Genomic DNA, 15705 nt, shown 5'->3' on the forward strand with positions numbered 1-15705 from the left:
AGAGATTCAGATCAAGCGCTCGCGGATCCACAGAGCCAGCAGCGGCAGGGCTAAGCGATAGCCCTGATCAGAACCATACAGCAAGCCTTTTTGCTGAAGACCCGCTAGAGCCCCTTGAAGGCTGCCGCCTCTAGATAGGCAATGCTTGTGGATGTACTCACGGCTCTGAGGCTTGTCGGTTGGGTCGGTTGCCAGACATTCCAATAACTGCACTTGGCTCGCCGGTAGCAGCAGCAGTAACGATTCAAAAATTGCGGACAGATCAGCTAGCAGACCTTGCAAAGCCTGCTCAACTTGTTGACGACCGATTAAACCTTTGGGGACTTGTAGGGAGTGCAGCCGTCGGGCCAAGGCCAAAGCATCACCTAAATGCCCCTGCACCGCGGTTAGAAATAGGTCCAGCGCTTGATCGAGCGGGTCAAACGTTAGGCCTTGAGCGGCAAAAACTTTTTGTACCCAAGCGGCCAGCACCTCGTCGGGTAGCGGATTGAGTTGCAACGATTCGAGGGCTTCGTCGGGTTGGCTGCTGATTTCAGCGATAGTTGCGACCAGTACATAACTGACTCGGGTTTGCCGTTGAATTTCCTGACGCAAAAATGTTTCCCATTCGCGGTTACGGTCCCAGGAACGGATGTGAGGAAAGCTGGGCAAGCTCAGCACAACCTGGCCGTTCAGGAATTCTGCCAGTATCTGCGGCAGTTGGATCAGCGCTTCAAAAGCATTCCAAAGCTGGTCGCGAGCCAAACCCCGAACTGGCCTTAACCGCTGTTCACCCTTGGCATCAACCGTGAGAACCAGCCAGTCAGCAGCAGTCTTCTCCACCCAGCCTCGAATTAGAGCTTGGGCAGGCTCACTTCTGAACGTTTGGTCTAGGCTCTCGCACAGTAAGTGCACGAAGCGTTCCCCATCCGTCACTCGAATGCAATCCACCTCCAGAACCCAGGCTCCTACTTCCTGGGCGGCTCGCCGGACTAGGGTTCGCCGCCCGCTACCCGGAACTCCAGTAATCAACAAGTCTCCGTCCCGAGCCAGAACTTGTACAATGCGCTGAAACTCCGCCTGCCGTCCAATCAGGTCCAAATTCGTTAATGGCTGCAGAGCATTCAGAGTCACACTACCACTGTCTGTCCATAGAGAAACTCCAGCTTCAGGCTGCTCGGCAAGAGCTTCGGGTAACAAGCGTTGAGCCGACGATGCACCGTCTGGCAGTGCAGTCTTTGGAGCGTCAGGTGGGCAGGCGCTGGAGTGAAGCCTGGAGTGAAGCATTGTTATGAGGCGAACCACTAGAGTTCATTGTGGCACTATGCTTAAGTGTTAAGAACACCTGTAGCACTATTTTTTAGGCCTGCCCATGGTTTCTCCTTCGTCTGCGACTGAGTCTCCCTCCTCGCCGCCAACGCCGCCAACTCTTTGGCACTCCCTGAGCGCTGAGAAGGCACTGGTTTTGTTAGAGAGCGACCCGGAACAGGGACTGAGCGCCGCTCAGATACAGGAACGGACAGATCGTTTTGGCCCCAATGAACTAGAGGAAAAAGCAGGCCGGAGCAGTTGGAGCATTCTGTTAGATCAGTTCACCAACATCATGCTGATCATGCTGTTGGCTGTGGCCGTGGTTTCAGCCCTGCTGGGGTCGGTTAAGGACGCCATTGCCATCCTGGTCATTGTTGGCATCAACGGTTTGCTGGGCTACCTGCAGGAGAGCCGGGCGGAGAAAGCGTTGGCAGCGCTGAAGAAGCTTTCCTCTCCAGTTGTGAGAGTTCAACGTTCGGGCAAGACTGACGAGGTACCAGCTCAGTTACTCGTGCCGGGAGACATTGTGTTTCTAGAGGCCGGCGGCCAAGTGTCTGCTGATGGTCGACTGTTAGAAGCCGCCAACATGCGGATCCGTGAAGCCGCCCTCACTGGCGAAGCCCAAGCAGTCACCAAATCAGCCGCAGCTGTGCTGGCTAACGATGCTTCTTTGGGGGACCGCACCAATATGGTGTTCCAGGGAACCGAAGTCTTGCAGGGCCGCGGCACGATGGTCGTGACCTCGACCGGTATGAGCACTGAATTGGGACGGGTGGCTACTCTACTGCAAGGCGTTGAGAGTGAACCCACCCCCCTACAGCGCCGCATGAGCCAGCTAGGCAATGTGCTGGTCAGTGGTGCCTTAATTCTGGTGGCGATTGTCGTAGTCGTGTCTGTCCTACAGGTTCCTGATGGCTTTGCTCGCATCTTCCGTGGCGATTTAACCCCATTGCAGGAACCGCTTCAAGTCTCTCTGAGTATGGCTGTGGCAGTCGTACCCGAAGGTTTGCCTGCAGTGATCACGGTAGCGCTGGCACTGGGGACGCAGCGGATGGTCCGGCGCAACGCCTTGATCCGCAAGTTGCCCGCGGTGGAAACCTTGGGGTCTGTGACTACGATTTGCTCAGATAAGACGGGCACGCTGACCCAGAACAAAATGGTGGTGCAGAAAGTGCACACCGCCAGCACTACATTTGATGTCAGCGGCAGTGGCTATACACCGGAGGGCCAATTCCAAAAAGTTGAGGCTGCCCAAGCCAACGGGGGGCAAGCAGTCGAAGCCAAGACCGACCCTGAACTCCATAGCCTGCTCCTGGCTTGCGTTGTCTGCAACGACGCGGTGCTTAAGTCAGAGCCACCCAATATTTGGAGCGTGGTAGGCGACCCCACTGAAGGTGCTCTGCTGACCCTAGCGGGCAAGGCTCAATTGGACAAGAGCCATGTGGGACAACAGCTGCACCGAGCTGCTGAATTTCCCTTTTCCTCGGATCGCAAGCGCATGAGTGTAATCTGCGACCGCAAATCCGAGGCAGCTCTGCCGCTACCTGTGCAGACTCCCTACTTAATGTTCACCAAAGGCTCTCCAGAGCTGGTCTTAGAGCGCTGCAACCGCATCCTGGTCGGCCAACAGCTTGTGCCCATTCAAGAAGCGCAGCGCCGCCAAGTCCTCCAGCAAAACGAAGACCTAGCAGGAAGGGGCATCCGGGTTCTAGGCTTTGCCGCTCGTGAACTAGAGACTTTACCTGCTGAAGACAGCGACGAGACCACCGAGCAGGGCTTAGTCTGGCTAGGGTTGGTCGGTATGCTGGATGCGCCTAGACCCGAGGTGCGAGACGCAGTGGCCCGCTGTCGTCAGGCAGGTATCCGCCCTGTCATGATCACCGGCGATCACCAACTCACGGCGGTCGCTATCGCCACTGATTTAGGCATCGTGCAAGAAGGGGCGCAGTCCTTAGGCGGTAAGGAACTAGAACGCCTATCTCAGTCAGAGTTAGAGAACACAGTCGAAGAGGTGAGCGTCTATGCTCGCGTCTCGCCTGAGCACAAACTGCGCATCGTGCGGGCCTTGCAGAAGAACGGCGAATTTGTTGCAATGACCGGCGATGGCGTCAATGATGCACCAGCCATTAAGCAAGCTGACATCGGCATCGCAATGGGTATCACCGGTACCGATGTGAGTAAGGAGGCCAGCGACATGGTGCTCCTAGACGACAACTTTGCCACGATTGTTGCGGCGACCGAAGAGGGACGAGTTGTCTACTCCAACATCCGGCGCTTCATCAAGTACATCTTGGGTTCCAACATCGGTGAAGTGCTCACCATTGCAGCTGCACCGATCTTGCTCGCAGGCGGTTCTGTGCCACTAACGCCGTTGCAAATTCTCTGGATGAACCTGGTCACGGATGGTTTGCCAGCACTAGCCTTAGCCGTTGAGCCTGCTGGCCCCAATGTGATGCGCCGTCCCCCCTTCAGTCCCAAAGAAAGCATCTTTGCCCGGGGCTTGGGGCTCTACATGATTCGCATCGGCATCATTTTTGGCATCCTCAGCATCATCTTGATGCAAATAGCCTTCAATTTCCGCAATGAGTTTGGCACTGACCCTGACTCATGGAAGACGATGGTGTTTACAACCCTGTGTCTAGCTCAGATGGGCCACGCTCTGGCGATACGCTCTAACAGTCTGCTCACCATGGAGATGAACCCCTTCTCTAATCCCTATGTCTTGGGAGCTGTCTCAGTTACGTCACTGCTGCAACTGGCTCTGATTTACGTCGAGCCGCTGCGCAGCTTCTTCGGCACCCACGTGCTCTCACTCACTCAGCTGGGCATCTGCATCGGCTTCAGCGCCCTGATGTTTGTTTGGATTGAGGGTGAAAAGCTGTTCATCCGGTTAGTTAAGGGGAGACAGGAAGGCTAACGCACCGGCTGGGAGCGAGGTATAACCAAGCAGTATGGAAGTCCTGCCGCAACTGGGCCTGGTGGTCCTGCTCATTGCCATTAATGCCTTTTTCGCCGCGGCTGAAATCGCGCTGGTTTCTTCGGATCCCACAAGGCTGGAGGTAATGGCCAAGGCAGGCAGTCGCCGCGCCCGGCAGGCACTTAAGCTCAGTCGCGACAGCACTCGCTTCCTAGCCACGATCCAGATCGGCATTACCCTGGCTGCCTTCTTTACCTCAGCAGCGGCAGCGGTGGAGCTATCCCTGCCTTTAGCGAATGCCCTTAAACCTTTGCTGGGGCCATTCGCCAAAAATGCAGCGTTCTTCGCTGTCACCGTTGTCGTGTCTCTGGTCAGTCTAATTTTCGGCGAACTCACTCCGAAGCGACTGGCCCTGCGTCACGCTGAGTCCGTAGCACTGTTTACAGTGATGCCGATTGCCTGGCTAGGCAAACTGGCCTCGCCACTGGTCCATCTGCTGACTAGCGCGACCAACACCATCCTGGGCTGGGTCGGTGGCAATGCCCACGACAACGAGGAAACTCGCATTAGCCTGGATGAAATTAGGGCACTGATTGAAGCAGCTCGGGAAGGGGGGACCCTAGGCGAGCAGGAGCGGCGCATGATTATGGGCGTGGTGGGGCTGTCGCGGCTAACGGCCCGGGCAGTCATGGTGCCTCGCGTACGCATGCAGGCGATCAGCGTCAATACCAGCCTGGCCGAGGCTTACAACATTGCGGCCCAGAATGCCCACACTCGCTTGCCTGTCTACGACCAAGACATTGACCATATTCAGGGAGTTCTGCACGTTAAAGACTTGGTCTGGCCGCAGACAGAAGCGGGACCGTATCTATCGGACGGAGGCCCAACGCCCAATGTGCGTGAGTTGATGCGTCCAGTGCGCTTCGTACCCGAGTACAAACGCGCCAGTGATATTCTGCGCGAGATGCAAAAGGGGCGTCTGCACCTGGTCGTGGTCACAGACGAATACGGCGGCACAGCAGGTTTAATTACCCTCGAAGATTTGCTTGAAGAAATTGTGGGCGAGATCCGCGATGAGTACGACGCTGAAGAGGAAGCGGAGTTTCTGCGATTGGGCCCCCACAAAGGCATTTTCAATGTGCGGGCCAGCTTATCCAGAGTCAACAACGAGTTGGGCAGCGATCTACCCCGCGATCAGGCAGCGACCCTAGCAGGGTTGTTCCTCGCTGAATTTAATCAACTGCCAACCTCAGGCGATCGCTTGCAAATAGAGTCGGTAGAACTGCTGGTGCTTGAAGACGGCCAGCGCGTCCGCGTTACTTATACACCGCCAACCACAACCGCAGAGATGGTCACCTCAGATTCCCCTCAGCAAAGCGACTGAGCGGACTTCAAGAAACTAAAAATCTGAAAAACTAAAAATGGAAGAGCAAGCCGTAAGCCGGGTTCTGTTATCCCCAGGGGCCTGCCGCAGCAGACCCAGGGAAGGCAGTTATCTATCTGGGACGCTCGTTACCGAACGCCTCTAGCGGTACGCCAAAAGCGGAGCTGGAAAAAGACCAACCATAGCCCCTCGACCTTGCTCCCAACCGGGGTTTACCGAGCCAGGGCCTCTCGACCCTGCTGGTGCGCTCTTACCGCACCCTTGCACCCTTACCTGTGATTGGAAGCCAAGAGTTGGAGATTGGGACTGTGTGGATTGCTCCTCACCGAACCCCTGCCCCCCGCTCCCGATCCCCATTCCATTGGCGGTATGTTTCTGTGGCACTTTCCTCACGGTCACCCGCACTGGGCGTTACCCAGCAAGTCTGGTCTTTAGGGAGCCCGGACTTTCCTCAGGTCAGGTTTAACTGACCCGCAACCGCCACACCTACTCTTCCAATCTTTTAGTCTAGGATTTCTTGGACAGAAATGCTTTCAGCAGCACGATATGCCAAGCACTGGTTTGGCGCTTGACTTTGAAGACCTGCTCCTTGGTCTCTAGGGGGCCATTGCCCACCTGGGTGACCAGCCTGATAATCAGATCCCGGCTCTGTAGGCCGCGCATAAAATCTCGGTATCTCGCTTGGAGCTCTATTTTGCTGCGGAAGGTAGGCTGCACGATCTTGACTAAAGTACCGCCATCTTTAAGTTGCAGCTTACCGTCCCTCAGCTCAATGGCTTCTGGGACACTGGCTTGGCCCTCAAATTGAATACCAGGGTCAATCTCAGTGGGCTTTTGAATGGTGGGTTTCTCCTTAAGAGCCTCTGCGACGTAGACCATTGGCTGAGGCTTCTCCGTGGGCCCGGTAATGCCAATGCCGATGATGCGGCTTTGAGCCCAATGGATCTTAACGACTTGGGCATCGACATCGTCCAAAATGTCTGTATTGTTCTTGACCTTAACGGTGAGTGAGGGCACCTTATTGAGGTCGTAGCTGCCTTTAAAGGAAAACTCGACATCAGCCGGTTTTTTGGGCTTGTCTGGCGGCTTGGGCTTCGGGCGCAGCACTTTAAGATAAGCCTTAAACCACATCCGGATTTGATACCAGCGCAAAACATACCAGGGTGCATCGGCTGGAGGCGGCTCATCTTCAGCTGGTTCTACCTTCTTCACCAGCAGCTTGTCCTCCTGTAGCTGTAGCGAACCGTAAACGCTATAGCCAATGGCGATCACGACTAGGAAGAAGCCCACCAGGATGAGTAAGTCCTGATCTGACAGGAGCATAGCTAATACAATGGAATCTCTGTTTGCAAGATTACTTCCTTCGGAAAGGCTTTGAGCATGACCATTGCTGCGCCTGCTAGAACTCGTTACGAAGCTGTCATTGGTTTAGAAACGCACTGTCAGCTTAAAACCCAAACCAAAATCTTCTGCAGCTGCTCCACTGAATTCGGCGCACCGCCCAACACAAACGTCTGCCCCGTGTGTTTGGGCATGCCTGGTGTGCTGCCAGTTCTCAACCAGAGTGTCCTGGAGTATGCAGTCAAAGCCAGCCTAGCTCTCAATTGCCAAATTACTTCCCCTAGCAAGTTCGACCGCAAACAGTATTTCTATCCTGACCTGCCCAAGAACTACCAGATCTCGCAGTACGACCTGCCAATTGCCGAGCATGGTTGGCTGGAAATCGAACTAGAAAACGGCACGACCAAGAAAATCGGCATCACCCGCCTGCACATGGAAGAAGATGCTGGCAAGCTCGTCCATGCCGGGTCTGACCGTCTTTCGGGTTCTGCCTACTCTCTCGTGGACTTCAACCGTACTGGGGTGCCCCTGGTTGAAATTGTCTCTGAACCAGATCTTCGCTCCGGGGCCGAAGCGGCTGAGTACGCACAAGAGCTGCGTCGCATCCTGCGTTACTTAGGCGTATCCGACGGCAACATGCAGGAAGGCTCACTGCGCTGCGATGTCAATATCTCAGTGCGACCGGTTGGCCAAAGCGAGTTTGGCACAAAGGTGGAGATCAAAAACATGAACTCCTTCAACGCCATCGCTCGTGCGATCGATTACGAAATCGACCGCCAGATTGGTGTGCTTGAAGAAGGGGGCCGTTTGGTCCAAGAGACCCGACTTTGGGAGGAGAACTCCCAACGCACAATCAGCATGCGCGTTAAAGAAGGCTCCAGTGACTACCGCTACTTCCCTGAGCCCGATCTCGTGCCAATCGAATTAACGCAGGAGATTCTGGAAGGCTGGCGTGCTCAGTTGCCCGAATTGCCCGCTGCTAAGCGACACCGCTACGAAACAGAACTCGGCCTTTCCCCCTACGACAGTCGGGTGGTCACTGATGATCGGGCGATCGCTGAGTACTTTGAGGCGACGCTGGCGGCAGGAGCTGAGGCTAAGCAGGCAGCCAACTGGATTATGGGAGACATCACCAGTTATCTCAACAGTGAGAAAAAAGCGATCACTGAAACCGCGCTGACCCCTACTGCTTTGGGTGAACTCATTAGCCTGATCCAGACCAATACGATCAGCGCCAAAATGGCCAAGGAACTGCTGCCCGAGTTACTAACGCAAGGTGGCTCTGCCAAAGCCTTAGTAGAGAGCAAGGGTCTGAGCCAAATCTCGGATGCGACTGCCCTCAATGCCACGATTGACGAAGTGCTTGCTGCCAATCCGACCGAGCTAGAGCAATATCGTGCTGGTAAAACTAAGCTGCTGGGCTTCTTCGTAGGTCAGGTCATGAAAAAAACCCAGGGCCGGGCTGACCCTAAGCTAACCAATCAGCTCTTAGCGCAAAAGCTCAAGGCGTAAAGGAAGGCGCATCAAAGCCTTAACCACTGGCCCCTGACGCCTCAGGGGCTACCACAGCAAATTCTTACGCTCGGGCCGAACTGTAAACAGGTTGGTCCGAGCTTGAGCTAGTTGCTCGTCGCTGAGCTTGGCACCACTGAGATTGGCCCCGCAAAGGTTAGCGCCTCGGAGATTGGCATTGCGCAAGTAAACATTGCGCAGATCCGCGCCGCGCAGGTCGGCACCGCTCAAATCAGCATGGCTCAAGTAGGCATCGGTCAAGAGACTATCCCGCAGGTCAGCCCGGACCAGATTGGCATGACCTAAATCACAGTGTCTGAGGTCGGCACCGCGCAGATTAGCTTGCAATAGACAGGCTTTGGTAAGAATTGAGCCAGACAGGAGCGCAGCTTGCAGAGCAGCCTGGGTGAGATTGCGCCCTGCAAAATTGCGAACGCCCTTGGTGTAATCGTTGCGGACTGTGCGAGCTTCGCGCTCGGCATCATGCACCGGCGGTCGAGCCGAGGCCGCAATCACAATCGGGCGCACCACAGCAGGCGTCAATTTCCCGGCTGAATTTGTGGTTGTCGCATTTTCAGCTCGGCGACGACGGATCGCCATCGCCAGTTGAGATAAGCCGGAGGAGGTTTGGCTGCCGCTGTTGCCCTCTGAATTGCCCTGACTACCGGAGTGGCCTCCGGTCGTGGAGTTACCCTTGCGAAAGGCCGAGCGATAGGTAGGCACGGCTGGCTTGCTTGGTTGCTGGGCCATTAGACCTTGGGCCAGAGTTTGCAGATGGGGAGCCAGGTCTAGGTCCCGCAAAACCTCATTGGCAGAACGGTAACGCTGGCGGACCGAATCCTCCAGCATTTTCTTGAGAATGGCATCGAGATGAGGGCTCAGCACAACCTGGTCCTGCCAGATCACCTCACCGGTTAGTGGGTCGTGGGCTAAGTGCTTGGGAGAACGCCCAGTTAGTAAGTATAAACAGGTCATGCCCAAGGCATAGATATCGCTGGCATAGACTGGGCGCAGAGCCATCTGCTCAGGTGGGGCAAAACCAGCGGTGCCAATGGCAAAGGCAGTTAAGGCGGTTCGGTCAGATTCAGATAGGTCTGAGGCATCATTACTCACAACACCCGCTTGCACCTGATGCTTAACAGCGCCAAAGTCAATGAGCACGAGCCGGCCATCTCGCTTGGCCCGGATTAAGTTGGCAGGTTTGATGTCTCGATGGATGACTCGGTTTTGATGCACAAATTCCAAAACCGGAAGTACTTCAATCAAGAACTGACGCACTTCCACCTCGTTAAATGCCCCCCGGCGCTCGACTTCTTGCTTGAGCGTCTCGCCCTCAACGTACTGCTGAACCAGATAAAACTCTTCATTCTCGCTGAAGTAGTCTAGAAGGCTGGGCACCTGCTGGTGAACGCCGACTTTAGCCAGGGTATTGGCTTCGCGCTCGAACAGTTCCTTCGCCATCTTCAGGGCTTGGGGAGCAGTCGCTACAGGACGCAGTTGCTTGACAACAAACAGCGGGAGTTCAGGTTGCGACTCGTCTTGCGATAGAAAGGTTGCTCCAAAGCCTCCGCGTCCCAGCGGCTCCACTGCACGGTAGCGCTCGTGCAATAGCAACTGATGGTTGCAAGCCTGACAAAAACGAGTATGGGTCAGATTTTCCGGATTCGGGCAAACAGGGTTGAAGCAATAACTCATGGGGTCATACGCTCATGAAGGGCTACCCTGGCAAGGCAGGTGAATAGTGCACCGGTCAAGACCGCAGGTCGTCTCATAGAACTCGGACCCATGGTCCTTCTGGAATGAGTGAGCGGTTGCACATAGAGCAGCCAGCAGTTCATGCCACTTCAGGGTTGGGTTCGGGGTGATCCCAGTTTTCAAGATCTACGTTGCCAGGCGCAGCGGGAGTTCTACGGTTTTTACCTTGAAGAGTTGGTAAAGCCGACCCATTTTTGAGTCAAGGCCAGGTAAATACCCGCAATTTCCAGTAGATCTACTGATTTAGCGTGCTGATTTAGCGCTGGGTTCCAACGCTTTAGGTGAGAGGGAGGGAGCTAGGACTGAGCGAGTAGTAGCAGCGCCTGGACTACGCCCACTAGTACTCCCAAAACACCACCTAAGTTGACGATCGCCTGCAACTCTTTTTGCACAATGCCTTGAATGGCTTCTTCTAAGCTGGCTGGTGTGGTTGCCTTGACTCGATCCACAATGACTCGGTCTAGATCGAGGATCGGAATCGCCTTAGCCACGATGGCTTCCAGGTCTTTTTCTAGATAGCGGTCTAGAATCAGGGCTAATTCCTGGCTGACCACTTCCAAGGAACTATTAACCACAGTCGAATTGCGCAGACGGTTGAGCAGCAACACGGCTACCCCATTCCAATCCACTGTCTCGCTGAACCCCTGCAACAGCTCAGCTCCCTGTTCGCGGATGTAGGTACGCACACTCTCGCGCATCGCGCGGCGCAGCTGGCGCACAGTGGCAACCGGCAAGTTTTGTAGCGACAGGTTTTGCAGCAGCTCGATCAGCCGTTGGCGTACCCCCAAAGCGAGGATGAGGTCAGCAATTCGCCGGTTGGCTTCACCCTGCTCTTCGATGCAAAAGGTCCTTAGCCGCTGTAGAGCGTTACGAGCACCAAATAGGTTAGCGACGACCCAATAGGTGCCGCTAGCTTTCTCCCGGAAGCCCTCATCAATGATCTCGATGTTGCGGTCAGTGAGGAAGCTGACCAGAGCGTCGCGCAGGTTGTCAGGCGGCAGCACAATGTCGAGCAACCATTCTGACAGTTGGCTGGCTTGGGCTTCGTTCAGCTGGAGATCCAGGAGAACCTGGTCAAAAATCTGGTTGAGCTGCGTTTCTAGAAAATCTTCACGACGAGCCAAGACCCGCAGCAAGCGAGGCAGAGATTGACTCAGCAGATCGCGCAAGATACCTGAGAGGATTCGGGCGGTCTTCTGCTCCGTATCATCACGAATCTGATCTAGGGCAACTCGCAATAACCACAGGATAGCCGCCTGCATGCGCTCGGTTGCCAGCAAGCGACGGGCCAGGTTTTGCAATTCTTCCGGGGTCAGCAGGGAGCCCAGAATCGCGTCAGCAATGCGTTGAGCCAGGCGCTCCTGGTTCTGGGGAATCAGCCCGGGTGTGAACGGCAGCTTGCGTCCGCCAATGTAGATGGCGCGATAGGGCCGAAACAGCATTCGGATCGCCAAGTCATTGGTAAAGTACCCGATGATGCCGCCAGCCACCGGGGAAATAAGCAGAGTCCAGTAGCTTGTTAGGGGCAAAAGACGCGCTCAAGCACAGAAGTCCATTTGCAATTCTATCTCTGGCAGCTCCAGCCTGACCTGCTAGAGTTCTTTTGAGCCCCTACCAACTTATCCCCACTGCTCTGGTCGCCTCATGATTGGCAAAAGTGCCCTGCTGGAACGTCTCGCTGGAATGAATCGAGGTTTGAACGCCGAGGAGCGCGACCGGCAGGCAATTCTGGTGGCCGCCGCCGCCCTAGAAGCTTACAACCCGACCCCGCGCCCAACCGAGACACCACAAAAGCTGGATGGCAACTGGCGCTTGCTGTACACCACGAGTGAGGAATTGCTCAATTTGGGGCGGGTACCAGCACTGAAATTAGGTCAGATTTATCAGTGCATCCGAGCCTCTAGTGGGCGCGTTTACAACGTGGCAGAAATTACAGGGTTACCCCTGCTAGAAGGATTAGTCAGCGTTGGTGCTCGCTTTGAAGTAGTGTCTGAGCGACGCGTAAATGTTCAATTTGAGCGATTTGTCCTAGGGCTACAACGGTTGATTAATTACACCGATGTTAATAATTTTCTAGAGCGGTTTGAAGCGGGTGAGAAATTCCGCGCAGTTGATTTTGAAATTAAAAATCGCGAGCAGCGAGGCTGGCTAGAAGTTACTTATCTGGACGATGATTTACGTATTAGTCGGGGCAACGAAGGGAGTTTGTTTGTGCTGAGTAAGTATTAAAACCAGTATTAAAACTCCGCCACTATCCCGTCACCATCGAGATTCTGAGTCTATGCCTCGTCCAGCGCTCTATGCAGCGATTACTAGTCATGGTTTCGGACATGCTACCCGTACAGCAGCCGTTTTAGCGGAGGTGCAACGGCAGTGCCCAGATGTTCTGTTGGTGCTAACGACTAGTGCTCCTCGTTGGTTGCTAGAAGCCTATCTCCCAGGTCATTTCATTCTGCGTCCTCGCGATTTTGAACCGGGCGTGGTCCAAGCAGACAGCTTGACAATGGATCAGCCCGCAACGCTTGAGAAGTTGAAGGCATTCCAAGCCCGACAGCAGAGTTTTATTGCTGCAGAAGTGGATTTTATCCAGCGCAATCGCATTCAGTTGTTGTTGATGGATATGCCTCCTTCAGCGGTGGCAATTGCGCAGGCAGCTGGAGTACCCAGCTGGGCCGTGAGCAACTTTGGTTGGGATTTTGTCTACCAAGAGTGGGGGGGAGAGTTTGCCGAGATTGCCAACAGCATTCGCGAAACGTATCAACACTGCGACCGGCTGTTCCGCTTACCCTTTCATGAGCCGATGAGTGTTTTTCCAGTGATTGAAGACATTGGGCTAACGGGGGGCTGGCCCCGGCACTCGGCTGAAGAGGTGCGCTTACGATTTCGGCTGCCTGAGGACCGCCCAATTGCCTTGCTGACTTTTGGGGGGCTGGGTCTGGGGGAGATTCCCTACCAGAATGTACTTCGCCATCCAGATTGGTTTTTTGTGACCTTTGACCGGCGCTGCCCGACTGACCTGCCTAATCTAATGCAGATTCAGGACCGAACTACACGCCCAGTGGATGTGATGCCGCTGTGCAGCCGCGTTATTTCTAAGCCAGGCTATGGCACCCTCTCTGAGGCCTGTCGCGTTGGCGTGCCGGTTACCTGTCTGGAGCGTCAGGGCTTCGCTGAAGCTAAGGTTCTCCTAGAGGGCTTGCAGGACTACAGCGAGCACCAGATTATCCCGCCCGAGGAGTTTTACCAAGGCAATTGGGACTTCTTATACCAAAAGCCACTAGCACCCCGGAGCAGCGAACCCATAACCAAAAACGGCAACGAAACACTCGCTGCCGCTATTGTGGCTTATCTGACCAACCTCACCAATCAGTAGTTGCCCGTTAGGGAGTTAGGCCAAGACCAGTGCCTAGACCAAGCCCATCCAATCCAGCAGCCCTTGGCCGGTCACATACTCAATCACCAAGGCCAAGATGAAACCGATCATGGCGGCGCGTCCGTTTAGGCGCTCAGCATAATCGTTGAAACCGAATTTGGGGTCTTCAACATTGGGGGTTTGGCTCGGCTCTACCATGGTGGGCTACCTCGTTAGGGGAAGGAACAGAAAGACAGTTAGTACTTCTACATTAATAGCTTGCATTAGCATTTAGTATACTTCACAAAAGTTATTTCGTGTTGTTTCGAAAGTCAGTGGTTGTGGAGTTGGCTGAGGCGGTCAACAGCGAGACTAAACAGCTCCATATAGTGATCCCAGAGTTATATGAATTAGGATTAGAACTGCTGCGAAGCGTAATGATTTCCTTCGATTTCGCGCAATAGCGCGATGTTAAAGTGAGGAAAAATTAATCTAATCCAATATTTCGACGTAAGGGAGTTGGCACCTTGGAGACTCACAAAGAAAAAATACTGGTAGTGGATGACGAAGCCAGCATTCGCCGAATCCTGGAAACTCGCCTATCAATGATCGGCTACGACGTTGTAACCGCAGCCGACGGTGAAGAGGCGCTGGACATGTTTCGCAGCGAAATCCCTGACCTAGTCGTGTTGGATGTGATGATGCCCAAGCTAGATGGCTATGGGGTTTGTCAGGAACTACGCAAAGAGTCTGATGTGCCGATCATCATGCTGACTGCGCTGGGAGATGTCGCTGACCGGATCACAGGTCTAGAATTAGGGGCAGATGACTATGTTGTGAAGCCCTTTTCGCCTAAAGAGCTGGAAGCGCGCATTCGCTCCGTCTTGCGTCGGGTCGAGAAGACGGGCACTTCGGGCATTCCTAGCTCCGGGGTGATTTTTGTTGGCAACCTGCGCATTGATACCAATAAACGCCAAGTCTACAAAGGCGATGAGCGGATTCGGCTAACGGGTATGGAATTTAGCCTGTTAGAGCTGCTAGTGAGCCGTTCGGGTGAACCGTTCTCGCGTTCGGAAATTTTGCAGGAAGTTTGGGGCTACACGCCAGAGCGCCATGTAGACACGCGGGTGGTTGATGTTCATATCTCGCGGCTGCGGGCCAAGCTGGAAGATGATCCCAGCAATCCAGAGCTGATTCTGACCGCGCGGGGCACCGGCTATCTGTTCCAGCGGATCATTGAGCCGGTCGAGAACGAGTAGGGTTGGCGTTGTGCTCTCCCTTAGAGGCGAGACTAGCTAAGCTTGGCCTTGTTGCAGTAGGATCTGAGCACTGCGCCTATTTCAAATTGGCGCGAGCGCCCATAGCTCAGTGGATAGAGCAACCGCCTTCTAAGCGGTCGGTCGCACGTTCGAGCCGTGCTGGGCGCGTTTGAGTCGAGGTCAGGGCTTCTCCTGACCTCTTTGAAGTTGGGGATGCAGAAACCCACGAACTGGAGTCTGGGGCTAAACCAGTGAAACCCGCACGGGCAGGTTTGATTGTCCTTAGTCATAAAGACTAGCCTTGCTGATGCAGCCGCGCTTTTATTTAACAGACATGGCATTAGCTAGGAGCTGGATAAGAAGTGGGCCATCGCATTTCTATCTTTCCCAATTCGATGCCATCGAGGAAACAGCAATAGATGAGGGCAGATTGGCTCTCAATGGTCCCTTTGGCAAAAGCGATGAACGAGGCAGAGAAGATTAAACTCGTAAAAATTGAGGCTTCACAACGGGTTGATTGAGGCTTAATAAGCGATAAAGCTATGGTCGATCAAGGGTAGACTATCTTCTGCTAATTGAGTCGCGGTTAATGATCCTCATTCGCAGCGCTCTGGTATTTCTGGAGCAAGTGCAAGCCTGGAGTTTGGTGCCGCTATCAATTTCCCAACCTGAATGTTCCAACTCGCCACTCCACATGAAACGACCAGGAGTATTGGCCCCTCCCCTTTTCAGCTTCACAACAACGTGACTCCCCCAGTAAAACCTGTCAAGTAAGACTGGTTCCCTTCAGCAAGGTTGTCAAACGTCTTGCAAGTTACCTCTCACACTTTTTGCCATATTTGTCTCAATGGTTAGGGCTGACAAACCGTGTTTAGGCGCGTTTTAATTGACACAA

11 protein-coding genes, 1 tRNA gene and 1 other RNA gene are annotated in these 15705 nt (G+C 54.3%); 7 read left to right on the forward strand and 6 right to left on the reverse strand.

Annotated elements, in window-relative coordinates:
• Window positions 1-6: 6 nt before the first annotated feature.
• The gene (locus H6F94_RS28550; RefSeq protein WP_242041448.1) at window positions 7-1266 is read right to left on the reverse strand and encodes an ATP-binding protein; all 1260 of its coding nucleotides are present in this window, start codon (window positions 1264-1266) and stop codon (window positions 7-9) included.
• A gap of 85 nt (window positions 1267-1351) precedes the next feature.
• Between H6F94_RS28550 and H6F94_RS28555 the strand changes: the two genes are divergently transcribed.
• Together H6F94_RS28555 and H6F94_RS28560 are read left to right on the forward strand one after the other, a co-directional pair.
• Window positions 1352-4207 carry a cation-translocating P-type ATPase gene (locus tag H6F94_RS28555; RefSeq protein ID WP_190805647.1) on the forward strand — a complete coding sequence of 952 codons (2856 nt, stop codon included), beginning with the start codon at window positions 1352-1354 and terminating at the stop codon, window positions 4205-4207.
• Window positions 4208-4241: 34 nt separating this feature from the next.
• Window positions 4242-5591, forward strand: a complete 1350-nt coding sequence (locus tag H6F94_RS28560; protein WP_190805648.1) for a hemolysin family protein — start codon at window positions 4242-4244, stop codon at window positions 5589-5591.
• A 38-nt stretch (window positions 5592-5629) separates the two neighbouring features.
• Here H6F94_RS28560 and rnpB read toward each other — a convergent pair.
• Window positions 5630-6084, reverse strand: an RNA gene (gene rnpB / locus H6F94_RS28565) — RNase P RNA component class A.
• Between the two features lie 14 nt (window positions 6085-6098).
• Complete coding sequence (locus H6F94_RS28570) at window positions 6099-6914, reverse strand: hypothetical protein (protein ID WP_190805649.1); 816 nt, start codon at window positions 6912-6914, stop codon at window positions 6099-6101.
• Between the two features lie 57 nt (window positions 6915-6971).
• On the opposite strand from H6F94_RS28570, the gene gatB reads away from it, so the two are divergent.
• Window positions 6972-8444 (forward strand): Asp-tRNA(Asn)/Glu-tRNA(Gln) amidotransferase subunit GatB, encoded by a 1473-nt coding sequence (gatB, locus tag H6F94_RS28575; protein ID WP_190805650.1) that lies wholly within the window; start codon window positions 6972-6974, stop codon window positions 8442-8444.
• A gap of 48 nt (window positions 8445-8492) precedes the next feature.
• Here gatB and H6F94_RS28580 read toward each other — a convergent pair whose 3' ends face one another.
• Both H6F94_RS28580 and H6F94_RS28585 read right to left on the reverse strand, forming a co-directional pair.
• Window positions 8493-10139, reverse strand: coding sequence for a serine/threonine-protein kinase (locus H6F94_RS28580; protein ID WP_190805651.1), 1647 nt, complete (start codon window positions 10137-10139; stop codon window positions 8493-8495).
• A gap of 356 nt (window positions 10140-10495) precedes the next feature.
• Window positions 10496-11728 (reverse strand): DUF445 domain-containing protein, encoded by a 1233-nt coding sequence (locus tag H6F94_RS28585; protein ID WP_190805652.1) that lies wholly within the window; start codon window positions 11726-11728, stop codon window positions 10496-10498.
• Window positions 11729-11843: 115 nt separating this feature from the next.
• On the opposite strand from H6F94_RS28585, the gene H6F94_RS28590 reads away from it, so the two are divergent.
• Together H6F94_RS28590 and H6F94_RS28595 are read left to right on the forward strand one after the other, a co-directional pair.
• Window positions 11844-12428: a PAP/fibrillin family protein gene (locus H6F94_RS28590; RefSeq protein WP_190805653.1), complete on the forward strand. Its 585-nt coding sequence runs from the start codon at window positions 11844-11846 to the stop codon at window positions 12426-12428.
• Window positions 12429-12480: 52 nt separating this feature from the next.
• A complete protein-coding gene (locus H6F94_RS28595; RefSeq protein WP_190805654.1) occupies window positions 12481-13572 on the forward strand; it encodes a glycosyl transferase in 1092 nt (363 codons plus the stop codon).
• A gap of 33 nt (window positions 13573-13605) precedes the next feature.
• Here the strand turns inward: H6F94_RS28595 and H6F94_RS28600 are convergent, their stop codons facing one another.
• A complete protein-coding gene (locus H6F94_RS28600; protein ID WP_190805655.1) occupies window positions 13606-13770 on the reverse strand; it encodes a CAB/ELIP/HLIP family chlorophyll-binding protein in 165 nt (54 codons plus the stop codon).
• Between the two features lie 308 nt (window positions 13771-14078).
• Here H6F94_RS28600 and rpaB point away from each other — a divergent pair, with 308 nt between their 5' ends.
• Together rpaB and H6F94_RS28610 are read left to right on the forward strand one after the other, a co-directional pair.
• The gene (rpaB, locus tag H6F94_RS28605) at window positions 14079-14810 is read left to right on the forward strand and encodes a response regulator transcription factor RpaB (RefSeq protein ID WP_190805656.1); all 732 of its coding nucleotides are present in this window, start codon (window positions 14079-14081) and stop codon (window positions 14808-14810) included.
• Window positions 14811-14905: 95 nt separating this feature from the next.
• Window positions 14906-14978, forward strand: a tRNA-Arg gene (locus H6F94_RS28610).
• Window positions 14979-15705: the final 727 nt, after the last annotated feature.

This window comes from Leptolyngbya sp. FACHB-261, assembly GCF_014696065.1.
Taxonomy (GTDB): domain Bacteria; phylum Cyanobacteriota; class Cyanobacteriia; order FACHB-261; family FACHB-261; genus FACHB-261.

What these genes read in the sequence shown, in the direction of transcription:
- H6F94_RS28595 (WP_190805654.1), top strand. Translation starts at nt 12,481, where the DNA reads ATGCCTCGTCCAGCGCTCTATGCAGCGATTACTAGTCATGGTTTCGGA.
- H6F94_RS28600 (WP_190805655.1), bottom strand. Translation starts at nt 13,770, where the DNA reads ATGGTAGAGCCGAGCCAAACCCCCAATGTTGAAGACCCCAAATTCGGT.
- H6F94_RS28555 (WP_190805647.1), top strand. Translation starts at nt 1,352, where the DNA reads ATGGTTTCTCCTTCGTCTGCGACTGAGTCTCCCTCCTCGCCGCCAACG.
- H6F94_RS28580 (WP_190805651.1), bottom strand. Translation starts at nt 10,139, where the DNA reads ATGAGTTATTGCTTCAACCCTGTTTGCCCGAATCCGGAAAATCTGACC.
- H6F94_RS28570 (WP_190805649.1), bottom strand. Translation starts at nt 6,914, where the DNA reads ATGCTCCTGTCAGATCAGGACTTACTCATCCTGGTGGGCTTCTTCCTA.
- H6F94_RS28550 (WP_242041448.1), bottom strand. Translation starts at nt 1,266, where the DNA reads ATGCTTCACTCCAGGCTTCACTCCAGCGCCTGCCCACCTGACGCTCCA.
- H6F94_RS28560 (WP_190805648.1), top strand. Translation starts at nt 4,242, where the DNA reads ATGGAAGTCCTGCCGCAACTGGGCCTGGTGGTCCTGCTCATTGCCATT.
- H6F94_RS28590 (WP_190805653.1), top strand. Translation starts at nt 11,844, where the DNA reads ATGATTGGCAAAAGTGCCCTGCTGGAACGTCTCGCTGGAATGAATCGA.
- gatB (WP_190805650.1), top strand. Translation starts at nt 6,972, where the DNA reads ATGACCATTGCTGCGCCTGCTAGAACTCGTTACGAAGCTGTCATTGGT.